The sequence below is a fragment of the Streptomyces sp. NPDC056486 genome (assembly GCF_042795295.1).
Taxonomy (GTDB): Bacteria; Actinomycetota; Actinomycetes; order Streptomycetales; family Streptomycetaceae; genus Streptomyces.
Genome location: NZ_JBHTSF010000064.1, coordinates 17,778 through 35,997 on the forward strand (window position 1 = coordinate 17,778; position 18,220 = coordinate 35,997).

Annotated in this window: 14 protein-coding genes; 9 read left to right on the top strand and 5 right to left on the bottom strand. The window is 69.7% G+C overall.

All coding sequences use genetic code 11. The features are described from left to right. Nucleotides 1-213 precede the first annotated feature (213 nt). Nucleotides 214-2,103, top strand: a complete 1,890-nt coding sequence (locus tag ACFQ7F_RS24225; RefSeq protein ID WP_383273744.1) for an AMP-dependent synthetase/ligase — start codon at nt 214-216, stop codon at nt 2,101-2,103. Between the two features lie 50 nt (nt 2,104-2,153). Here ACFQ7F_RS24225 and ACFQ7F_RS24230 read toward each other — a convergent pair whose 3' ends face one another. Then, complete coding sequence (locus ACFQ7F_RS24230) at nt 2,154-2,738, bottom strand: two-component system response regulator (protein WP_383273746.1); 585 nt, start codon at nt 2,736-2,738, stop codon at nt 2,154-2,156. 12 nt (nt 2,739-2,750) lie between these two features. After that, on the bottom strand, nt 2,751-6,845 hold the full coding sequence (locus ACFQ7F_RS24235) for a HAMP domain-containing protein (protein WP_383273796.1): 4,095 nt from the start codon (nt 6,843-6,845) through the stop codon (nt 2,751-2,753). Between the two features lie 261 nt (nt 6,846-7,106). Here ACFQ7F_RS24235 and ACFQ7F_RS24240 point away from each other — a divergent pair, with 261 nt between their 5' ends. Together ACFQ7F_RS24240 and hemW are read left to right on the top strand one after the other, a co-directional pair. Next, entirely contained in the window at nt 7,107-9,044 is a 1,938-nt protein-coding gene (locus ACFQ7F_RS24240) for a SpoIIE family protein phosphatase (RefSeq protein WP_383273748.1), read from the top strand. Between the two features lie 113 nt (nt 9,045-9,157). Beyond that, nucleotides 9,158-10,390 carry a radical SAM family heme chaperone HemW gene (gene hemW, locus ACFQ7F_RS24245; protein WP_383273750.1) on the top strand — a complete coding sequence of 411 codons (1,233 nt, stop codon included), beginning with the start codon at nt 9,158-9,160 and terminating at the stop codon, nt 10,388-10,390. A 200-nt stretch (nt 10,391-10,590) separates the two neighbouring features. On the opposite strand, the gene ACFQ7F_RS24250 is transcribed toward hemW, so the two are convergent. Then, nucleotides 10,591-11,415, bottom strand: a complete 825-nt coding sequence (locus ACFQ7F_RS24250) for a DUF3097 domain-containing protein (protein WP_383273752.1) — start codon at nt 11,413-11,415, stop codon at nt 10,591-10,593. Nucleotides 11,416-11,449: 34 nt separating this feature from the next. Continuing rightward, the gene (locus ACFQ7F_RS24255; RefSeq protein WP_383273754.1) at nt 11,450-12,193 is read right to left on the bottom strand and encodes an MBL fold metallo-hydrolase; all 744 of its coding nucleotides are present in this window, start codon (nt 12,191-12,193) and stop codon (nt 11,450-11,452) included. A 212-nt stretch (nt 12,194-12,405) separates the two neighbouring features. Between ACFQ7F_RS24255 and hrcA the strand changes: the two genes are divergently transcribed. From hrcA to ACFQ7F_RS24280, 5 genes are all read left to right on the top strand, one after another. Then, nucleotides 12,406-13,422 (top strand): heat-inducible transcriptional repressor HrcA, encoded by a 1,017-nt coding sequence (hrcA, locus tag ACFQ7F_RS24260; protein ID WP_249589973.1) that lies wholly within the window; start codon nt 12,406-12,408, stop codon nt 13,420-13,422. Beyond that, on the top strand, nt 13,423-14,559 hold the full coding sequence (gene dnaJ, locus ACFQ7F_RS24265; protein ID WP_383273756.1) for a molecular chaperone DnaJ: 1,137 nt from the start codon (nt 13,423-13,425) through the stop codon (nt 14,557-14,559). 172 nt (nt 14,560-14,731) lie between these two features. Next, the gene (locus tag ACFQ7F_RS24270) at nt 14,732-15,829 is read left to right on the top strand and encodes a nitronate monooxygenase (protein WP_383273758.1); all 1,098 of its coding nucleotides are present in this window, start codon (nt 14,732-14,734) and stop codon (nt 15,827-15,829) included. Further along, nucleotides 15,826-16,575 (top strand): 16S rRNA (uracil(1498)-N(3))-methyltransferase, encoded by a 750-nt coding sequence (locus ACFQ7F_RS24275; RefSeq protein ID WP_383273760.1) that lies wholly within the window; start codon nt 15,826-15,828, stop codon nt 16,573-16,575. The genes ACFQ7F_RS24270 and ACFQ7F_RS24275 overlap by 4 nt, the downstream gene beginning before the upstream one ends. Nucleotides 16,576-16,602: 27 nt before the next feature. Continuing rightward, nucleotides 16,603-16,995 carry a VOC family protein gene (locus tag ACFQ7F_RS24280; RefSeq protein WP_383273762.1) on the top strand — a complete coding sequence of 131 codons (393 nt, stop codon included), beginning with the start codon at nt 16,603-16,605 and terminating at the stop codon, nt 16,993-16,995. On the opposite strand, the gene ACFQ7F_RS24285 is transcribed toward ACFQ7F_RS24280, so the two are convergent. After that, nucleotides 16,937-17,380, bottom strand: a complete 444-nt coding sequence (locus tag ACFQ7F_RS24285) for a hypothetical protein (RefSeq protein WP_383273764.1) — start codon at nt 17,378-17,380, stop codon at nt 16,937-16,939. The genes ACFQ7F_RS24280 and ACFQ7F_RS24285 overlap by 59 nt on opposite strands. A 129-nt stretch (nt 17,381-17,509) precedes the next feature. Between ACFQ7F_RS24285 and ACFQ7F_RS24290 the strand changes: the two genes are divergently transcribed. Further along, nucleotides 17,510-18,196 (top strand): hypothetical protein, encoded by a 687-nt coding sequence (locus ACFQ7F_RS24290; protein ID WP_383273766.1) that lies wholly within the window; start codon nt 17,510-17,512, stop codon nt 18,194-18,196. The last annotated feature ends 24 nt before the right edge of the window (nt 18,197-18,220 follow it).

Consider the following 18,220-nt stretch of genomic DNA (forward strand, 5'->3'; position numbering starts at 1 on the left):
GTCCCGTCCGGCACGGGGAGCACAGGGGCATCTCAGCGGGTCCGTCGCGCTCTTGCGCGGCGGACCCGTTCTTGTATGAAGTGACAGGCAGAAGCCCCTTACGCGCTGGGCTTCAGCGCTCTACTCTGATCACTGCTCGTAGGTTACTCGCAAGTTAAACAAGACCAGCAGCCGCCAGCCAGTCGCCGCCATGTCGCGGGTCCGGAGGATGTCGTGAGCGACACACAGACCTTGATCGAGAACCGTCCGCCGTCCGTGGCGCATCTCTTCCTGGAGCGCGTGGCGGCCACGCCCGACGCAGAGGCCTACCGCTATCCCGTGCCATCTGTCTCGGGCGATGGCCCCGACGAATGGAAGTCGCTGAGCTGGGCGCAGGCCGCCGAGCGTGTCTACGCCATTGCCGCGGGTCTGATCGAGCTCGGCCTCGCGCCCGAGGACCGGGTGGCGCTCGCCTCTTCCACGCGGGTCGAGTGGATCCTCGCCGACCTCGGCATCCTCTGCGCGGGCGCGGCCACCACCACGGTGTATCCGCAGACCAATGCCGAGGAGTCCACCTACATCCTGGCCGACTCCGGCAGCCGGGTCCTTATCGCCGAGAACGCCGCGCAGCTCGCCAAGGCGCGCGAGAAGCGGGCCGAGCTGCCCGATCTTCGGCACGTCGTGGTGATCGACACCGAGGGTGCGGGACCCGCCGACGGCGACCCCGACGGCTGGGTGCTCACCCTCGCCGATCTGGAGGCGCGCGGCGCCGCCCATCTGGAGAAGAACCCCGAGGCCGTCAAGGACCGGATCGCGGCGATCACCAAGGATCAGCTCGCCACGATCATCTACACCTCCGGCACCACGGGCCGCCCCAAGGGTGTGCGCCTTCCGCAGGACAACTGGTCGTACATGGCGAAGGCCATCGCCTCGACCGGTCTTCTCGGCCCGGACGACGTGCAGTACCTGTGGCTGCCGCTCGCGCACGTCTTCGGCAAGGTGCTGACCTCGGGGCAGATCGAGCTGGGGCACGTCACCGCGGTCGACGGCCGCGTCGACAAGATCATCGAGAACCTGCCTGTCGTGCAGCCGACGTACATGGCCGCCGTGCCGCGCATCTTCGAGAAGGTCTACAACGGGGTCGCGGCCAAGGCGCGGGCCGGTGGCGGCGCCAAGTACAAGATCTTCCTGTGGGCGGCGGACGTCTCCCGCGAGTACGCGAAGGTCAGCCAGGACAACTTCCGCAGGACCGGCAACGCGTCCGTGCCCTTCGCGCTCGGCGCCAAGCACAAGGTCGCCGACGCGCTCGTCTACTCCAAGCTGCGGGAGGCCTTCGGCGGGCGTCTGCGCGCCGCCGTCTCCGGGTCGGCCGCGCTCGCACCCGACATCGGCTACTTCTTCGCCGGCGCGGGCATCCACATCCTGGAGGGCTACGGCCTCACCGAGTCGTCGGCCGCCTCCTTCGTCAACCCCGGCGAGGCCTACCGCACCGGCACCGTCGGCAAGCCGCTGCCCGGCACCGAGGTCCGGATCGCGGACGACGGCGAGATCCTGCTGCGCGGCCCCGGCATCATGGAGGGCTACCACGGCCTCGACGCGAAGACGGCCGAGGTCCTTGAGTCCGACGGGTGGTTCCACACCGGGGACATCGGCGAGCTGTCCGAGGACGGCTACCTCCGGATCACCGACCGCAAGAAGGACCTGATCAAGACCTCCGGCGGTAAGTACATCGCGCCGGCCGAGGTCGAGGGCCAGTTCAAGGCCGTCTGCCCCTACGTCTCCAACATCCTGGTGCACGGCGCCGACCGGAACTTCTGCACCGCCCTGATCTCGCTCGACGAGCCTGCCATCCTGGCCTGGGCCAAGGACAACGGCCTGGACGGCAAGAGCTACGCCGACGTGGTCTCGGCCCCGGCGACGGTCGGGCTCATCGAGGGCTATGTGAAGCAGCTCAACGAAGGTCTGCAGCGCTGGCAGACCGTCAAGAAGTTCAAGCTGCTGCCCCGTGACCTGGACATCGAGCACGGTGAGCTGACGCCGAGTCTGAAGCTGAAGCGCCCGGTCGTCGAGCGCGAGTACAAGCACCTGATCGACGAGATGTACGCGGGATCCCGCGAGGCCTGAGCCTCGACTCCCGTACGCGGGCGGGGTGTCCGACCCCTGGGTCAGTTGGGTCAGACACCCCGCCCGCGCCGCATCTCCTTCACCAGGTCCTCCATGTGTGTCACGTGGTGGCGCAGCTCCAGGACATCACCCAGGCTGCTCGCGGCCATGTGGGTCTCGATCGCCGAGAGGCGGGCCGCCAGCTCGGCGAACTGCTGCTGCTCGCGCGCCAGGATCTTCTCCAACTGCTGGTTCTTGCGGTGCAGTTCGAGGAAGACGGTGACCTTGGAACGCAGTACCCAGGGGTCGAAGGGTTTGGTGAGGTAGTCCGCGGCGCCCGTCGCGTAGCCCCGGAAGGCATAGCCCGAGTCGTTGTCGGTGCCCGTCAGGAAGATGATGGGCACGTCCTTGGTCTGGTCGAGCCGTTTGATGTTCGACGCGGTCTCGAAGCCGTCCATCCCCGGCATGCGTACGTCCAGGAGGATCACGGCGAATCGTTGCCGCAGCAGCGCCTTCATCGCCTCCTCGCCCGAACGCGCGCGTACCAGAGGCTCGTTGAGGGACCCCAGGACAGCTTCGAGCGCCATCAGATTGTCCTCCATGTCATCGACAAGAAGGATGCTCGCGCGGTTGTCGGTCATGACCTCAGTGCTCATGGTGATGGTGCCTCACTCGGTCGTCGGCGGAACGGCAGCCTCCCCGAGAGTGCCTGCCGGTTCCGGAACAACGGGTTTCTCTTCTGCTGCGGGTGTGTCCGGCTCGTCCGTGCCGTTGCTCTCGGGGGCAAGGAGCGCGCAGGCGACGGTGAGCAACTGGTCCACATCCACAGGCTTGGGTACATAGTCGCTTGCACCCTGTTCGATGGCCTTCTCGCGGTCGCCGGGCATCGCCTTGGCGGTCAGCGCGATGATGGGAAGGCCGGCCCAGCGTGGGGTGCGGCGGATCGCGGTGATGGTTTCGTAGCCGTCCATCTCCGGCATCATGATGTCCATCAGGATCAGGTCGGTGTCGGGGTTGCGCTCCAGGGTCTCGATTCCTTCGCGGCCGTTCTCCGCGTACAGGACAGGCATGCCGACGCGGCTCAGTACATGGGTGAGCGCGAAGACGTTGCGGATGTCGTCGTCCACGATCAGGACGCGGCGCCCACGCAATATGCGGCCGGCCGGGCCTTCCCTGTACTCCTCCAGTTTGGTGGGGGTCGGCCAGCTGTCGTTCTGTTCGTGGAAGGTGTGCGGGGACATGGTGACCCGCTCGTCGTGCGGCTCCGGCGTCGTCAGTTCCCTGGTCGCCGCGTACGCCGCTGCTGCGGGCCCGTGTCCGGGGTGCACCACGGGGACGTACAGCGAGAAGGTGGAGCCCTGGCCCGGGCTGCTCTCCGCGGTGATGCGGCCGCCGAGGAGTCCGGCGATCTCGCGGCTGATGGAGAGGCCGAGGCCGGTGCCGCCGTACTTGCGGTTGGTGGTGCCGTCGGCCTGCTGGAACGCCTCGAAGATGGCCGGGAGCTGGTCGGCCGGGATGCCGATGCCGGTGTCCTTGACGGCGAAGCAGAGCCGGTCGCCGTCGTGGAGCCGGTCACCGGTGTTCTTGACGCGGCTCACGCGCAGCTCGACGCGGCCGGTCGCGGTGAACTTGACCGCGTTCGACAGGAGGTTGCGCAGGATCTGCTGGAGCCGCTGCTCGTCGGAGAACATCTCGCGCGGCACGTCCTCGCCGACCGACACCTCGAAGGCGAGCCCGCGGTCGAGGGTGAGCGGGCGGAACGTCGCGTGGACGTAGTCGAGGACCTTGATCAGGGGGAGCTTCTTGGGGCGTACGTCCATCCGGCCCGCCTCGATCTTCGACAAGTCCAGGATGTCGTTGATGAGTTGGAGGAGGTCGGAGCCCGAGCGGTGGATCGTGGTCGCGAACTGGACTTCCTGGTCGGAGAGATGGCTGTCGGGGTTGTCGGAGAGCAGCCGGGCCAGGATGAGCAGGGAGTTCAGCGGCGTGCGCAGCTCGTGCGACATGTTCGCGAGGAACTCCGACTTGTACTGCGAAGACGTGGCGAGGAGCGCCGCCTTCTCCTCCAGCTCGGCGTTCGAGCGCTGCAACTCCGCCTGCTGGAGCTGGAGTTCGTCCGAGCGGTCCTGGAGCTGTGTGGCGAGCCGCTGGGACTCGCTGAGCAGTGACTCCGTACGGGAGTTGGCGATGATCGTGTTGATCGCGACGCCGATCGTGCTCACGAACTGGTCGAAGAAGGCGAGGTGCACGTCCGAGAAGCGGGAGAACGTGGCCAGCTCGATGACGCCGAGCAGCTTGTCCTCGAAGAGGATGGGGATGATCACCAGGCTGGCCGGCGTCGCGTCCCCGAGCCCCGAAATGATCTTGATGTAGTCGGGCGGCACCTCGTCGACGAGGATCCGCTTCTTCTCCAGGGCGGCCTGGCGCACCAGGCCGTGCGCGGGCATGGCGCCCGTGTCGACGACCGAGCCCTGCCCGGAGCCGTACCCGGCGATGAAGGCGAGTCCCTTGACGGGCGGAATCTGCAGTGTCTTGGCCGCCTCACCCGCCTCCGGATCGGCCAGGAAGAAGGCGCCGTACTGCGCGTTCACCAGCGGGGTCAGCTCGCGCAGGATCAGGTCCGCGACCTCCATCAGGTCGCGGTGGCCCTGCATCAGACCCGCGAGACGGGCGAGGTTCGACTCCAGCCAGTCCTTGGCGCGGGTGGTCTCGCGGAGGTTGGAGACCATGACGTTGATGTTGTTCTTGAGCTCGGAGACCTCGCCGCGGGTCTCGACCGTGATGGAGCGGGTCATGTCGCCCTGCGCCACGGCCGAGGCGACCTCGGCGATCGCGCGGACCTGCGTGGTGAGGTTCAGGGCGAGCTCGTTCACGTTCGTCGTCAGACGCTTCCACGTGCCGTAGACGCCCTCGACCCTTGCCTGGCCGCCCAGTTGACCCTCGGAACCGACCTCGCGGGCCACGCGGGTGACCTCGGAGGAGAAGGAGGACAGCGTGTCCACCATGGTGTTGATGGTGGTCTTCAGCTCCAGGATCTCGCCGCGCGCGTCCACGTCGATCTTCTTGGAGAGGTCGCCCTGGGCCACCGCCGTCGCGACCTGCGCGATGTTGCGGACCTGTCCCGTGAGGTTGTCGGCCATGTAGTTGACGTTGTCGGTGAGGTCCTTCCACACGCCCGACACACCGAGCACCTGGGCCCGCCCGCCGAGCCGGCCGTCGGTCCCGACCTCGCGGGCCACGCGGGTCACCTCGTCAGCGAAGGCGCGCAGCTGCTCCACCATCGTGTTGACGGTGTCCTTCAGCTCCAGGATCTCGCCGCGCGCCGTCACCGTGATCATCTTGGACAGGTCGCCGTTGGCGACGGCCGTGGTGACCTGGGCGATGTTGCGCACCTGGGACGTGAGGTTCAGCGCCATGAAGTTGACGTTGTCGGTGAGGTCCTTCCATACGCCGGAGACGCCGCGCACCTGGGCCTGACCGCCGAGATTGCCTTCCGTGCCGACCTCGCGGGCGACGCGGGTGACCTCGTCGGCGAAGGCGGAGAGCTGGTCCACCATCGTGTTGATGGTCGACTTCAGTTCGAGGATCTCGCCCTTCGCCTCGACCGTGATCTTCTTGCCGAGGTCGCCCTGGGCGACGGCCGTCGACACGAGGGCGATGTTGCGCACCTGAGAGGTGAGGTTGTCCGCCATGAAGTTGACGTTGTCGGTGAGGTCCTTCCAGACCCCCGACACACCGCGCACCTGAGCGCGACCGCCCAGGTTGCCTTCCGTGCCGACCTCGCGGGCGACGCGGGTGACCTCGTCCGCGAAGGCGGAGAGCTGGTCCACCATCGTGTTCACCGTCGACTTCAGCTCCAGGATCTCGCCCCGGGCGTCGACGGTGATCTTCTGACTCAGGTCGCCGTTGGCGACGGCCGTGGTGACCTGGGCGATGTTGCGCACCTGAGAGGTGAGATTCGACGCCATGAAGTTGACGTTGTCGGTGAGGTCCTTCCAGACCCCCGACACACCGCGAGCCTGTGCCCGGCCGCCCAACTGGCCCTCGGTACCGACCTCGCGGGCGACACGCGTCACCTCGGCCGCGAACGCGGAGAGCTGCTCCACCATCGTGTTGACGGTCAGCTTCAGTTCGAGCAGCTCGCCCGTCGCCTCGACGGTCACTGTCCGTGTCAGGTCACCCTGCGCCACCGCCGTCGTCACCAAGGCGATATCGCGCACCTGTGCGGTCAGGCGGGCGGCCATCGTGTTCACGGCCTCCGTCACGTCACGCCAACTACCCGAGAGACCCCGCACCTTGGCGCGACCGCCGAGCCGCCCCTCCGTGCCGACCTCACGGGCGACGCGGGTTACCTCGCCCGTGAAGAGCGAAAGCTGGTCGACCATCGTGTTCACCGCGCGGCCCAGGCGCCGCAGGTCGCCCCGCAGCTCGCGGGAGCCGTCGTGCAGGTCCACGCGCTGGGTGAGGTCGCCGCCCGCAACCGCGTTCAGTACACGGGTGGCGTTGGCCGCGGGAGCGACAAGCGAGTTGAGCAGGGAGTTGATGTCCTGGATGCGCGAGGCCCAGCTGCCCTGCCCCGGGCTCGCGGAGAACCGCTCGTCGAGATGGCCGAGGCGGATGATCTCCCGGCGTACGCGGGCGAGTTCGCCGTCGAAGTGGAGTGAGCGGTCCAGCATCTCGTTGAACACGGTGTGCAGCTCGGCCGTCAGGCCGTGGCCGGTCACCGCGACCTTCGTGAAGTCACCGTCCCGCGCCGCCCGCATGGCGGCCAGGAGCGGGCGCAGGTCGGAGATCACTTCCGGGGCGGGCTCCGGGGTTGCCGAGACCTTGTCCGGACTGTGTTCGAGCGTCGGCGAAGGTATCGCTTTCGGGGCCGGAATCCGACCGGAATCGAGCGCGGGCATAGCACTGTTCTCACTCATAGCGGCCCACTTCGGTAACTCGGTGCTTATGGGCATGGCCAGTCTGTCACTCTGACGGTGTCGCCTGAGGCGTATTCGACCGAACTGCTCAGGAGCCGAAACGTGGGGTCCATTCCGATGCAACGGGAGACCGTTTTCCGTGCGTACGCCCAGCCTGGCCAGCAGCCAGGCCCGCCGGCGGTGGTGTGCACATCGCTGCCCGGAAACCCGTTGGCGCCCGCCGCCGCGCGCAGGTTCGTGCGTGCGGCCCTCGCCGACTGGACCGAGCTCTCCGTTCCCGCGGCGGCGGGCATAACGGAGCGTGTCGCGGACGATGCCGTGCTGCTGGTCAGTGAACTGGTCACGAACGCCGTCGTCCACGCGGGCACGACGGTCGAGCTGCTGTGCCGGCTCGACGAGGCGGGCCTGGGGGAGGAAACCGACACCCTGGTCATCGAGGTGTCCGACCACCACCCCGCCCGCGCGGTCCGCAGCGAGTCCAGGCCACAGTCGGCGGGCACACCCGAGTACGGCAGGGGCCTTCGACTCGTCGCCGCCCTCTCCGACTCCTGGGGCATCACCTACCGCACCGGCACCAAGACCGTCTGGGCCCGCCTTCCGGTCGGAGGTGCGCAAGCTGTACAGGAGACCGAGCCGTACACCAGTGAACAGGCGATGCAACGCGGGCTGCGCGGCATGGAGATCCTCGCGCCGCTGCCGAAGCGCGTCTCGCACGAGACGGAGTGGGTCAACCGCGGCGCGCTCACCTTCCTCGCCGAGGCGTCCGATCTGCTCGCCGGGCAGTTCGACGAGGAACTGGTGGCCGCACTCGCCGGGCAGCTGCTCGTGCCGCGGCTCGCGGACTGGTGCGCGGTGTGGCTCGACGACGAATCGGATGCCGCGCCGCGCGGCGAGGCGGGCGGCGGTACGGGCACGCGGCTCGCCCGCGTCTGGCACGCCAGCGAGCAGCGCATAGAGGAACTGCGCCGCAGCCTGGAGAAGGACCCGCCCCGGCTGCCCGAATCGGCGGGATCCGGCGCCGTCCCCGTGCCGTGGCCCGGCGAGGTGTCGCCCGGTGAGGGGCCGGTCGGTGAGGCGCCCGGCACCGCCCTGGCCTACCGGCTCATGGCGGGCGGTGGTTCGCTGGGCACGCTCGTCATCGGGCGGGCCGGGGAGATGCGCTTCGCCGACGAAGTCACGGGCCTCATCGAGGACTTCAGCCGCCGCGTCGCGCTCGCCATCAGCGCGGCACGCCGCTACCAGCGGCAGGCCACCATCAGCCAGGTCCTGCAGCGCGGCCTGCTGCCGAGCTCCGTCGCGGACATCCCCGGGATGCACAGCGGCGTGGTGTACGAGCCGCGGGACAAGGGCGGCCCCGGCGGCGACTTCTACGACGTGTTCCAGGCGGGCAAGGACCGCTGGTGCTTCGCGCTCGGCGACGTACAGGGCAAGGGCGTCGAGGCGGCCGTCGTGATCGGCCTCGCCCGGCCGTGGCTGCGGCTGCTCGCCCGCGAGGGGTACAAGGTCGCTGAGGTCCTCGACCGCCTCAACCAGCTGCTCCTCGACGACGCGACGGAGGCGGCGGACGCGGCGGCGGCGGTGGTCGCGGTCGCGGGCGGCCAGAGCGTGCCGCCCGACGGAGCCACATCCCGTTTCCTCTCCCTGCTCTACGGCGAGCTGGTGCCCATGGACGGCGGCGGCGTCCGCTGCACGGTGGCGAGCGCCGGACATCCGCTGCCGCTCCTCCTCTCCCCGGACGGCACGGTCCAGGCCGCGGCCGCGCCCCAGCTGCTGCTCGGGGTTGTCGAGGAGGCGAAATATGTCAGTGAAACGTTCGAGCTGTGGACAGGCGACACACTGCTCTGCGTCACGGACGGGGTGACGGAGCGCCGGGCCGGCCGCCAGATGTTCGACGACGACGACGGTCTCGCCACGGCGTTCGCGAGCTGCGAGGGCCTTGACGCGGCCCTGGTGGCGGAACGGATCAAGAGGCTGGTGCACGAGTTCTCGGAGAAGCCGTTGGATGACGATATGGCGGTGCTGGTGTTGCAGGCGCAGTGATCTTGCCGCGCGGCGCGTCGGGCGGGCTGTTTTGTGCGGCTGGGAGTCGGCTTTGGCAGGAGCGGATCTGTGTGCGGCGTCGGCTTGCTCGGCGGTGCGGGACAATCGAAGGTATGCCTTCCGCACTGCCTGATGGTGAGCCCATGCCCGAGGACGGCGCGCTGCCCGCGTCCGCCCTGCAGGGAGCGGAGGCCCGTCCGCTCGGCTTCTACCTCCACGTCCCGTACTGCGCCACGCGCTGCGGCTACTGCGACTTCAACACCTACACCGCGACCGAGCTGCGCGGCTCCGGCGGCGTGCTCGCCTCACGCGACAACTACGCGGACACCCTGATCGACGAGGTGCGGCTCGCGCGCAAGACCCTGGGCGACGACCCGCGCCCCGTACAGACCGTCTTCGTCGGGGGTGGTACGCCGACGCTGCTCGCCGCATCCGACCTCGTCCGCATGCTGGGGGCCGTGCGGGAGGAGTTCGGGCTCGCGGACGACGCGGAGATCACCACCGAGGCGAACCCGGAGTCCGTCGACCCGGCGTACCTGAGCGAGCTGCGGGCCGGGGGATTCAACCGCGTCTCCTTCGGGATGCAGAGCGCGAAGCAGCACGTACTGAAGGTGCTCGACCGTACGCACACGCCCGGGCGGCCCGAGGCCTGCGTGGCGGAGGCGCGGGCTGCGGGCTTCGAGCACGTCAACCTGGACCTCATCTACGGCACACCCGGAGAGACGGACGACGACTGGCGGACCACCCTCGACGCGGCGATCGGCGCCGGACCCGACCACGTCAGCGCCTACGCGCTGATCGTCGAGGAGGGCACGCAGCTGGCGCGGCGGATTCGGCGCGGGGAGGTGCCGATGACGGACGACGACGTCCACGCGGACCGGTATCTGATCGCCGACGAGGTCCTCGGGGGCGCGGGATTCTCCTGGTACGAGGTGTCCAACTGGGCCACGTCCGAGGCAGGGCGCTGCCTGCACAACGAGTTGTACTGGCGGGGGGCCGACTGGTGGGGGGCCGGGCCGGGGGCCCACAGCCATGTGGGGGGCGTGCGGTGGTGGAACGTGAAGCATCCCGGGGCTTATGCGGGGGCGCTTGCCGCTGGGCGCTCGCCGGGGGCCGGGCGGGAGATCCTCGCCGCGGAGGACCGGCGGGTGGAGCGGATCCTTCTTGAGCTGCGGCTGCTCGAAGGGTGCCCGTTGACCTTGCTGCATCCTGCGGGGCTTGTTGCTGCGGGGCGCGCTTTGGCGGACGGGCTCCTTGAGGCCGGGCCCTACGAGGAAGGGCGTGCGGTGCTGACGCTGCGGGGGCGGTTGCTGGCGGATGCGGTGGTGCGGGACCTGGTGGACTGACGGTTCGGGCGGCCCCTGCGGGGCTTTCCCCAACCCCGCCCCTTCCCGGCTGTATCTATTAGCGGCTCCGCCGCGGAGGGGCTCCGCCCCATACCCCGGCCCTCAAACGCCGGAGTGCGGGGTAATCGGGTGGGTGGGCGGGAAAGATCCGCCGCGCAGCGGTGGTGCAGTGCGAGGGCGGAACCACGGCCCGCGGCGGGCTAGCCCTCCGTCCCCGTGACGAAGTCGATCAGTTCCTCCACGCGGCCAAGGAGCGCCGGCTCCAGATCCCGGTAGCTGCGCACCGAGCCCAGGATCCGTTGCCACGCGGCCCCCGTGTTCAGGGGCCAGCCGAGCGCCTCGCAGACGCCCGTCTTCCAGTCCTGGCCGCGCGGGACCCGGGGCCACGCCTCGATCCCCACCGACGACGGCTTCACCGCCTCCCACACGTCGATATAGGGGTGCCCCACCACCAGCGCCGATGAAGAACTCACCTCCGCCGCGATCCGCGACTCCTTGGAGCCGGGCACCAAGTGGTCCACCAGGACGCCGAGGCGTGCGTCGGGGCCGGGGGAGAACTCCTTGACGATCGCCGGGAGGTCGTCGATGCCCTCCAGGTACTCGACGACCACGCCCTCGATCCGCAGGTCGTCGCCCCACACCCGCTCGACGAGCTCCGCGTCGTGCCGACCCTCGACGTAGATCCGACCGGCACGGGCGACCCGGGCCCGCGCTCCCGGAACGGCCACCGAACCGGATGCGGTACGTGTGGGACGTACGCGAGGAGCAGCCGCGGACGGGCGGACGAGGGTGACCGTCCGGCCCTCCAGGTCGAAGCCCGCGGGAGTCATCGGGAAGACCCGCTGCTTGCCGAAGCGGTCCTCCAGGGTCACCGTCGGACCCTCCGCCGTCTTCTCGCAGCGGATCACCGCTCCGCAGAAGCCGGTGCTCAGCTCCTCCACCACGAGGTCCGCGTCGGCGGCGACCTCCGGCACGGGCTTCGGCTTCTTCCAGGGGGGAGTCAGGTCCGCGGAGTACTTGCGCATTCGCATGACGATAAGAGAAAGGGCGTACGACCGGCTACGACACGCCGAAGCGGGCCGCCAGTGTGGCGCGTTGCGCGCGGACAAAAGCCGCATCCACCACCGCGCCGTGCCCCGGCACGTACAGCGCGTCATCCCCGCCCAGGTCGAGGAGCCGGTCGAGCGCCGCGGGCCACCGCTGCGGTACGGCGTCGTCGCCCGCCTGCGGTTCGCCCGACTCCTCGACCAGATCTCCGCAGAAGACGATCTCCGGAGAGCTGTCCGTGCCGGGGACCAGGACCGCCAGATCGTGGCCCGTGTGGCCCGGGCCGACGTTCGCGAGCAGGACCTGCACCCCGCCCCCCAGGTCGAGCGTCCACTCCCCGCACACCGAGTGGTGCGGCCGGACGATCAGGTCGGCGGCCTCCGCGGCGGCGTCCGGCGGGACCCCGTGCCGGACGGCCGACGCGCGCAGTTCGTCGCGGCCCCGCGCCAGGAGCGTGTCGACGCCCACCGCGCCGTACACCTCCACGCCCGCGAACGCCGCGGCGCCCAGGACATGGTCGAAGTGCGGGTGCGTCAGGGCGAGATGGGTGACCCGGCGGCCCCCGCCGATGATGCCGCGCGCCTGCGTGCGCAGCTCCGCCCCCTCGCGCAAGGTCGCCCCCGCCTCGATCATCAGCGCCGATTCGCCGCCGACCACCAGGCCCGCAGTACAGTCCCAGACCGGGAGGCGCCGCCGCCCCACGTGCGGCGCGAGCCGCTCCCAGCCCGCCTCGTCCCATGCCAGTGCCACGTCCATAAGCCGACGCTAGCCCTGTACGGGCGCCTTGGCAGCCGCTGCCCCGCCCGCTGCCCCGCCCGTCGAACCGACATAGAGGGTCCGGCCCTTGCCGGGGTCGTACCTCACGGCCGTACACTGGGCGCGGTAATGGCTGGCACTCGCCCAAGGGGAGTGCCAGGCGGGCCGCAGGACACAGAGGTATCAGGGCAAAAAGGTGGAGGTGTGCGCGGATGCTCAATGAACGCAGGCTCGAAGTGCTGCGCGCCATCGTCCACGACTATGTCGGCACCGAGGAGCCCGTCGGCTCCAAGGCGCTCACCGAGCGGCACAGCCTCGGGGTCTCCCCGGCCACCGTCCGCAACGACATGGCGGCGCTCGAGGAGGAAGGGTTCATCGCCCAGCCTCATACGAGTGCGGGGCGCATCCCGACGGACAAGGGGTACCGCCTCTTCGTCGACCGGCTCGCGGGCGTCAAGCCGATGGCGGCGCCGGAGCGCAGGGCCATCCAGAACTTCCTCGACGGCGCCGTCGACCTCGACGACGTCGTGGCGCGCACGGTGCGGCTGCTCGCGCAGCTGACCCGGCAGGTCGCGGTCGTGCAGTATCCGTCGCTCACCCGGTCGACGGTGCGGCACGTGGAGCTGCTCTCGCTTGCTCCCGCCCGCCTGATGCTCGTCCTGATCACGGACACGGGCCGGGTCGAGCAGCGCATGATCGACTGCCCCGCCCCGTTCGGTGAGACCTCGCTCGCGGATCTGCGGGCGCGGCTCAACAGCAGGGTCGCGGGCCGTCGCTTCGCGGACGTGCCGCAGCTGGTGCAGGACATGACGGAGTCCTTCGACGCGGAGGACAGGGGCACGGTGGCGACGGTGCTCTCCACGCTCCTCGAAACCCTCGTCGAAGAGACCGAGGAACGGCTGATGATCGGCGGAACGGCCAATCTCACCCGCTTCGGACATGACTTTCCCCTCACCATCAGGCCCGTACTAGAGGCCCTTGAGGAGCAGGTCGTCCTGCTCAAGTTGCTTGGCGAGGCCACAGATTCGGGCATGACCGTACGGATCGGTCATGAGAACGCCCATGAGGGACTCAGCTCTACTTCAGTGGTCTCCGTCGGCTACGGTTCGGGCAGCGAGGCAGTAGCCAAACTCGGCGTGGTCGGCCCGACCCGCATGGACTATCCGGGAACGATGGGAGCAGTACGCGCAGTGGCACGTTACGTCGGACAGATCCTGGCGGAGTCGTAAGTGGCCACGGACTACTACGCCGTACTAGGCGTGCGCCGCGACGCTTCCCAGGACGAAATCAAGAAGGCCTTCCGGAGGCTTGCGCGAGAGCTTCACCCGGACGTGAATCCGGATCCGAAGACTCAGGAGCGCTTCAAAGAGATCAACGCCGCGTACGAGGTGTTGTCGGACCCGCAGAAGAAGCAGGTCTACGACCTCGGCGGTGACCCGCTGTCCCAGGCGGGCGGCGGCGGTGCGGGCGGTTTCGGAGCCGGTGGCTTCGGCAACTTCTCGGACATCATGGACGCGTTCTTCGGGACGGCGTCGCAGCGTGGCCCCCGGTCGCGCACGCGCCGTGGCCAGGACGCCATGATCCGGCTCGAGATCGACCTGGACGAGGCGGCCTTCGGGACCACCAAGGACATACAGGTCGACACTGCGGTCGTCTGTACGAGCTGCAGCGGTGAAGGTGCCGCGCCGGGGACATCCGCTCAGACGTGTGACATGTGCCGCGGTCGCGGTGAGGTGTCGCAGGTCACGCGGTCCTTCCTCGGTCAGGTCATGACCTCGCGGCCGTGCCCGCAGTGCCAGGGATTCGGCACGGTCGTGCCCACCCCGTGCCCGGAGTGCGCCGGCGACGGCCGCATCCGGTCGCGGCGGACGCTCACCGTGAAGATCCCCGCCGGTGTCGACAACGGCACGCGGATCCAGCTCGCGGGTGAGGGCGAGGTCGGCCCCGGCGGCGGCCCCGCCGGTGACCTGTACGTGGAGATCCACGAGCTGCCGCACGCCGTGTTCCAGCGGCGCGGGGACGACCTGCACTGCACGGTCACTATTCCGATGACGGCCGCGGCTCTGGGCACCAAGGTGCCTCTTGAGACGCTGGACGGCCTGGAAGAGGTCGACATCCGGCCGGGCACGCAGTCCGGTCAGTCGGTTCCGCTGCACGGCAGGGGCATCACGCACCTGCGGGGCGGCGGGCGAGGTGACCTCATCGTGCACGTCGAGGTCCTCACGCCGACCAAGCTGGACGTGGAGCAGGAGCGGGTCCTTCGGGAGCTCGCGGTGCTGCGGGGCGAGGAGCGGCCCACGGGGCAGTTCCAGCCGGGGCAGCAGGGCTTGTTCTCGCGGTTGAAGGATGCGTTCAACGGGCGGTAGCGCCTTGAGCGGTGTCTTCCTTGTGCCCCCGGTTGCGGATCCCCGCGCCGGGGGCATTTGCCGTCTTCGGCCGGGGGCCGTACGTGGTTGCTCGCGCCGTTCCCCGCGCCCCTGACGGGGCCCTTGCAAGGCGCGATTCGGACGGTTGCCCGGGGCATGGCACGATGCGTTCATGTCCTCCGCACTGACCGATCTCTGCCGCCTTCCGATCGTGCAGGCCCCTATGGCGGGCGGCGCTTCGTGCCCCCAGCTCGCCGCGGCCGTTTCCGAGGCCGGGGGGCTCGGATATCTCGCCGCCGGGTACAAAACCGCCGACGGGATGTACCAGGAGATCAAACAGTTGCGGGGACTCACGAGCCGGCCGTTCGGCGTGAATCTCTTCATGCCGCAGCCCGAGTACGCCGATGCCGCCGCCATCGACGTCTACCGCAACCAGCTCGCCGGTGAGGCCACCTGGTACGAGACGCAGCTCGGCGACCCGGACAGCGGCCGGGACGACGGCTACGACGCCAAGCTCGCGATCCTCCTGGAGGACCCGGTGCCGCTGGTGTCGTTCACCTTCGGGTGCCCCACCCGCGACGTCTTCGACTCCTTCGCGAGGGTCGGCACGATCACCGTCGCCACCGTCACCACGCCCGAAGAGGCACAGACCGCCCAGTGGTCCGGCGCCGACGCCGTGTGTGTGCAGGGCATCGAGGCGGGCGGCCACCAGGGCACGCACCGCGACAACCCCGAGACGGACGGCGCCGGGCTCGGCCTCCTCTCGCTCATCGCGCAGGTGCGCGACACCGTGCAGATCCCGATCGTCGCGGCAGGCGGACTGATGCGCGGCTCGCAGATCGCCGCGGTGCTCGCGGCGGGCGCCGACGCGGCGCAGCTCGGCACGGCCTTCCTGGTCTGCCCCGAGTCGGGCGCGAACGTCCTGCACAAGCAGGCCATGACCAACCCGCTGTTCACCCGCACCGAACTGACCCGCGCCTTCTCCGGCCGCCCCGCGCGGGGCCTGGTCAACCGCTTCATGCGCGAGCACGGCCGTTACGCCCCCGCCGCCTACCCCCAGATACACCACCTCACCAGCGGCCTGCGCAAGGCCGCCGCCAAGGCCGGTGACGCGCAGGGCATGGCGCTCTGGGCCGGGCAGGGGCACCGCATGGCGCGGGAGCTCGGGGCCGGGCAGCTCGTGGAGGTCCTCGCGGCCGAACTGGCCGACGCGAAGGCCGCGTTGGCGTCCGGAGGGCCGCAGGGAAGCAAGCCCGGAGGCCAGGCGTGACCGCGCCCGTCTTCGTGGTCGAGACCTTCGAGAACACTGTCGCGGGCGGCGACGGACGCTACGTACTCGATGGTCCCGAAGGGCGTCATGCCGTATCGGTGAAGCGGCTGCACGCCGGTGAGGACGTCGTCCTGACCGACGGGGCGGGGCGCTGGGCCGACTGCGTGGTCCTGGACACCGAGGGCAAGGACCGGCTGATCCTGCGCATGGACTCCGTGCAGGAGGAGGCGCCCCAGGAGCCCCGGATCACCGTCGTGCAGGCGCTGCCGAAGGGTGATCGCGGCGAAGTCGCCGTCGAGACCATGACGGAGACCGGCGTCGACAGGGTCGTGCCCTGGTCGGCGTCCCGCTGCATCACGCAGTGGAAGGGCGAGCGCGGGCTCAAGGCGCTCGGCAAGTGGCGCGCCACGGCGCGCGAGGCGGGCAAGCAGTCCCGCCGGGTGCGCTTCCCCGAGGTCGCGGAGGCCGCGTCGACCAAGCAGGTTGCGGCGCTGCTCGCCACGGCCGACTTCGCCGCCGTCCTGCACGAGGAGGGCAGCGAACCCCTCGCCACGGCGGATCTTCCGGCAGCCGGGCACATCGTCCTGGTGGTCGGCCCCGAGGGCGGTGTCTCTCCGGACGAGCTCGCGGCGTTCGCGGGAGCGGGCGCCAAGCCGTACCGCCTGGGGCGTAGCGTGTTGCGTACGTCGACCGCGGGGACGGCGGCGGCCGCACTGCTCCTGGGACGCACGGGCCGCTGGTCCTGAACCCCCGCGCCGGGTAAGGGGGTTGTCGTGGAACTGGCCCAAGTGCGGCTGCTCGTATCGGACTTCAGCGCCTGCTATCACTTCTACGCCGACATCCTCGGCCTCAAGCCGCAGTCGGGGGCGGTGGGGGGACCGTACGAGAAATTCAGCCCGGCGACCGGCTCCGCCGGGATCGCGCTCCAGGACCGCTCGATGATGGCCCGGATCCTCGACGAGCTTGAGGAGTCGGCGACCGGCCACCGCTCACTCGTGGTGCTGCGAGTCGACGACCTCGACGCGTACTGCGCGGGGATCGTCGAGCGCGGCGGAACCATCGCCCAGGGCCCCGCGCCGCTGACGGACCGCATGCGGGTGGCCCATCTCAAGGACCCGGAGGGGAACCTGGTGGAGTTGCAGGAGTGGCTGCTGCTTCGCGGTTGAGGGCGCCGTCGAACAAGGTCCATCCGTCAAGATCCCGCGATGATCCGTCGGCGCCTCGCGGCAGCAGTCCGCGCGCCGCCGCCTCGTCGACGAGCAGGCGGACGGCTCCGGGCTCGTAAAGGTTGAGCCACTTCCGGTCGGCACCATCCTCGCCCATGTCCACGAGCGAACCGTGCTCCCAGTGGCCCTCGGAGATGATGCGCCCGGGCCCTTCCCTGAAGACGATCGCCGTGCGGAATCGGCTGCCCTCGCGGTACAGGGTCAGGACGTGACGGCAGTCCGCGCCGCCCGTGCCTGCGGCGCTGTCGTGGCGGTGCCGGAACGACCACAGGTAGGTGGTGCGGTCGTCGACCACCAGGCGGCGGAGTCTGCGGTCCTTTCTCATGCGGGGGAGGCTACGGGCGGGGCGAGCGCCCGGCACGTTCTTTTCCGGGGGGTTCGCACGTTTCACGGCCTCCGGAGTGGACGCAAAGGCGACTATCGTCAGGCCGCCCGCACTGGCACTCTGCCGCCTATGGGGGCATTGAGGCGCATACGTGATCGTGCGGTGGCCGTACGCGGACGCCGCCGACGGGTGCTGTACGCCGTCGGGTTCGCGGGGGCGGCAGTGATCGGGGTCGCCGCGTGCGATCCCGTCGACGGGGGCACGAACACCGCTGCCGTCGCCGTCACCACCGACGAGAAGGCGACGAAGGAGCTGGAGCGGCAGCATCTCGACGTGCTGTGGCTCAGCTGCACCGCCCGCTACAAGGACAGGGTCACACCGTCCAGCGAAGATCCGGAGGAGAACCGCGACGTCACGGTGGACTGCCAGGGGCAGGCCAGGGACGGGGACGGCAAAGGCTCCGACGACACCAGCGACATCACCGTCAGGGGCACGGTGTGGTCCGTCGTCGACGGGCACTGTGTGCGCGGGAGCCTGACCGCCAAGGTCGAGGACAAGGTGTGGTTCCGCGTCGACGTCCTCGGCGACTGCTCCGGAGGTGACGACGGGAGCGACAACGGCGACAACGGAGGCGGCAACGGCGGCTGGGACGACGGCGGCGACGACAACGGGAGTGACAACGGCGACGACAACGGTGGTGACCACGGCGGCGACCAGCCGGATCAGCCGCCCGCAGCGACCGTCACGGTGACCGCCACGCCCGATCCACCGGCACAGACGCCCGATCCGACATGCTCGTGCTTCAAGGGCAAATGATCCATGCCGACTTGACCTCGTGTG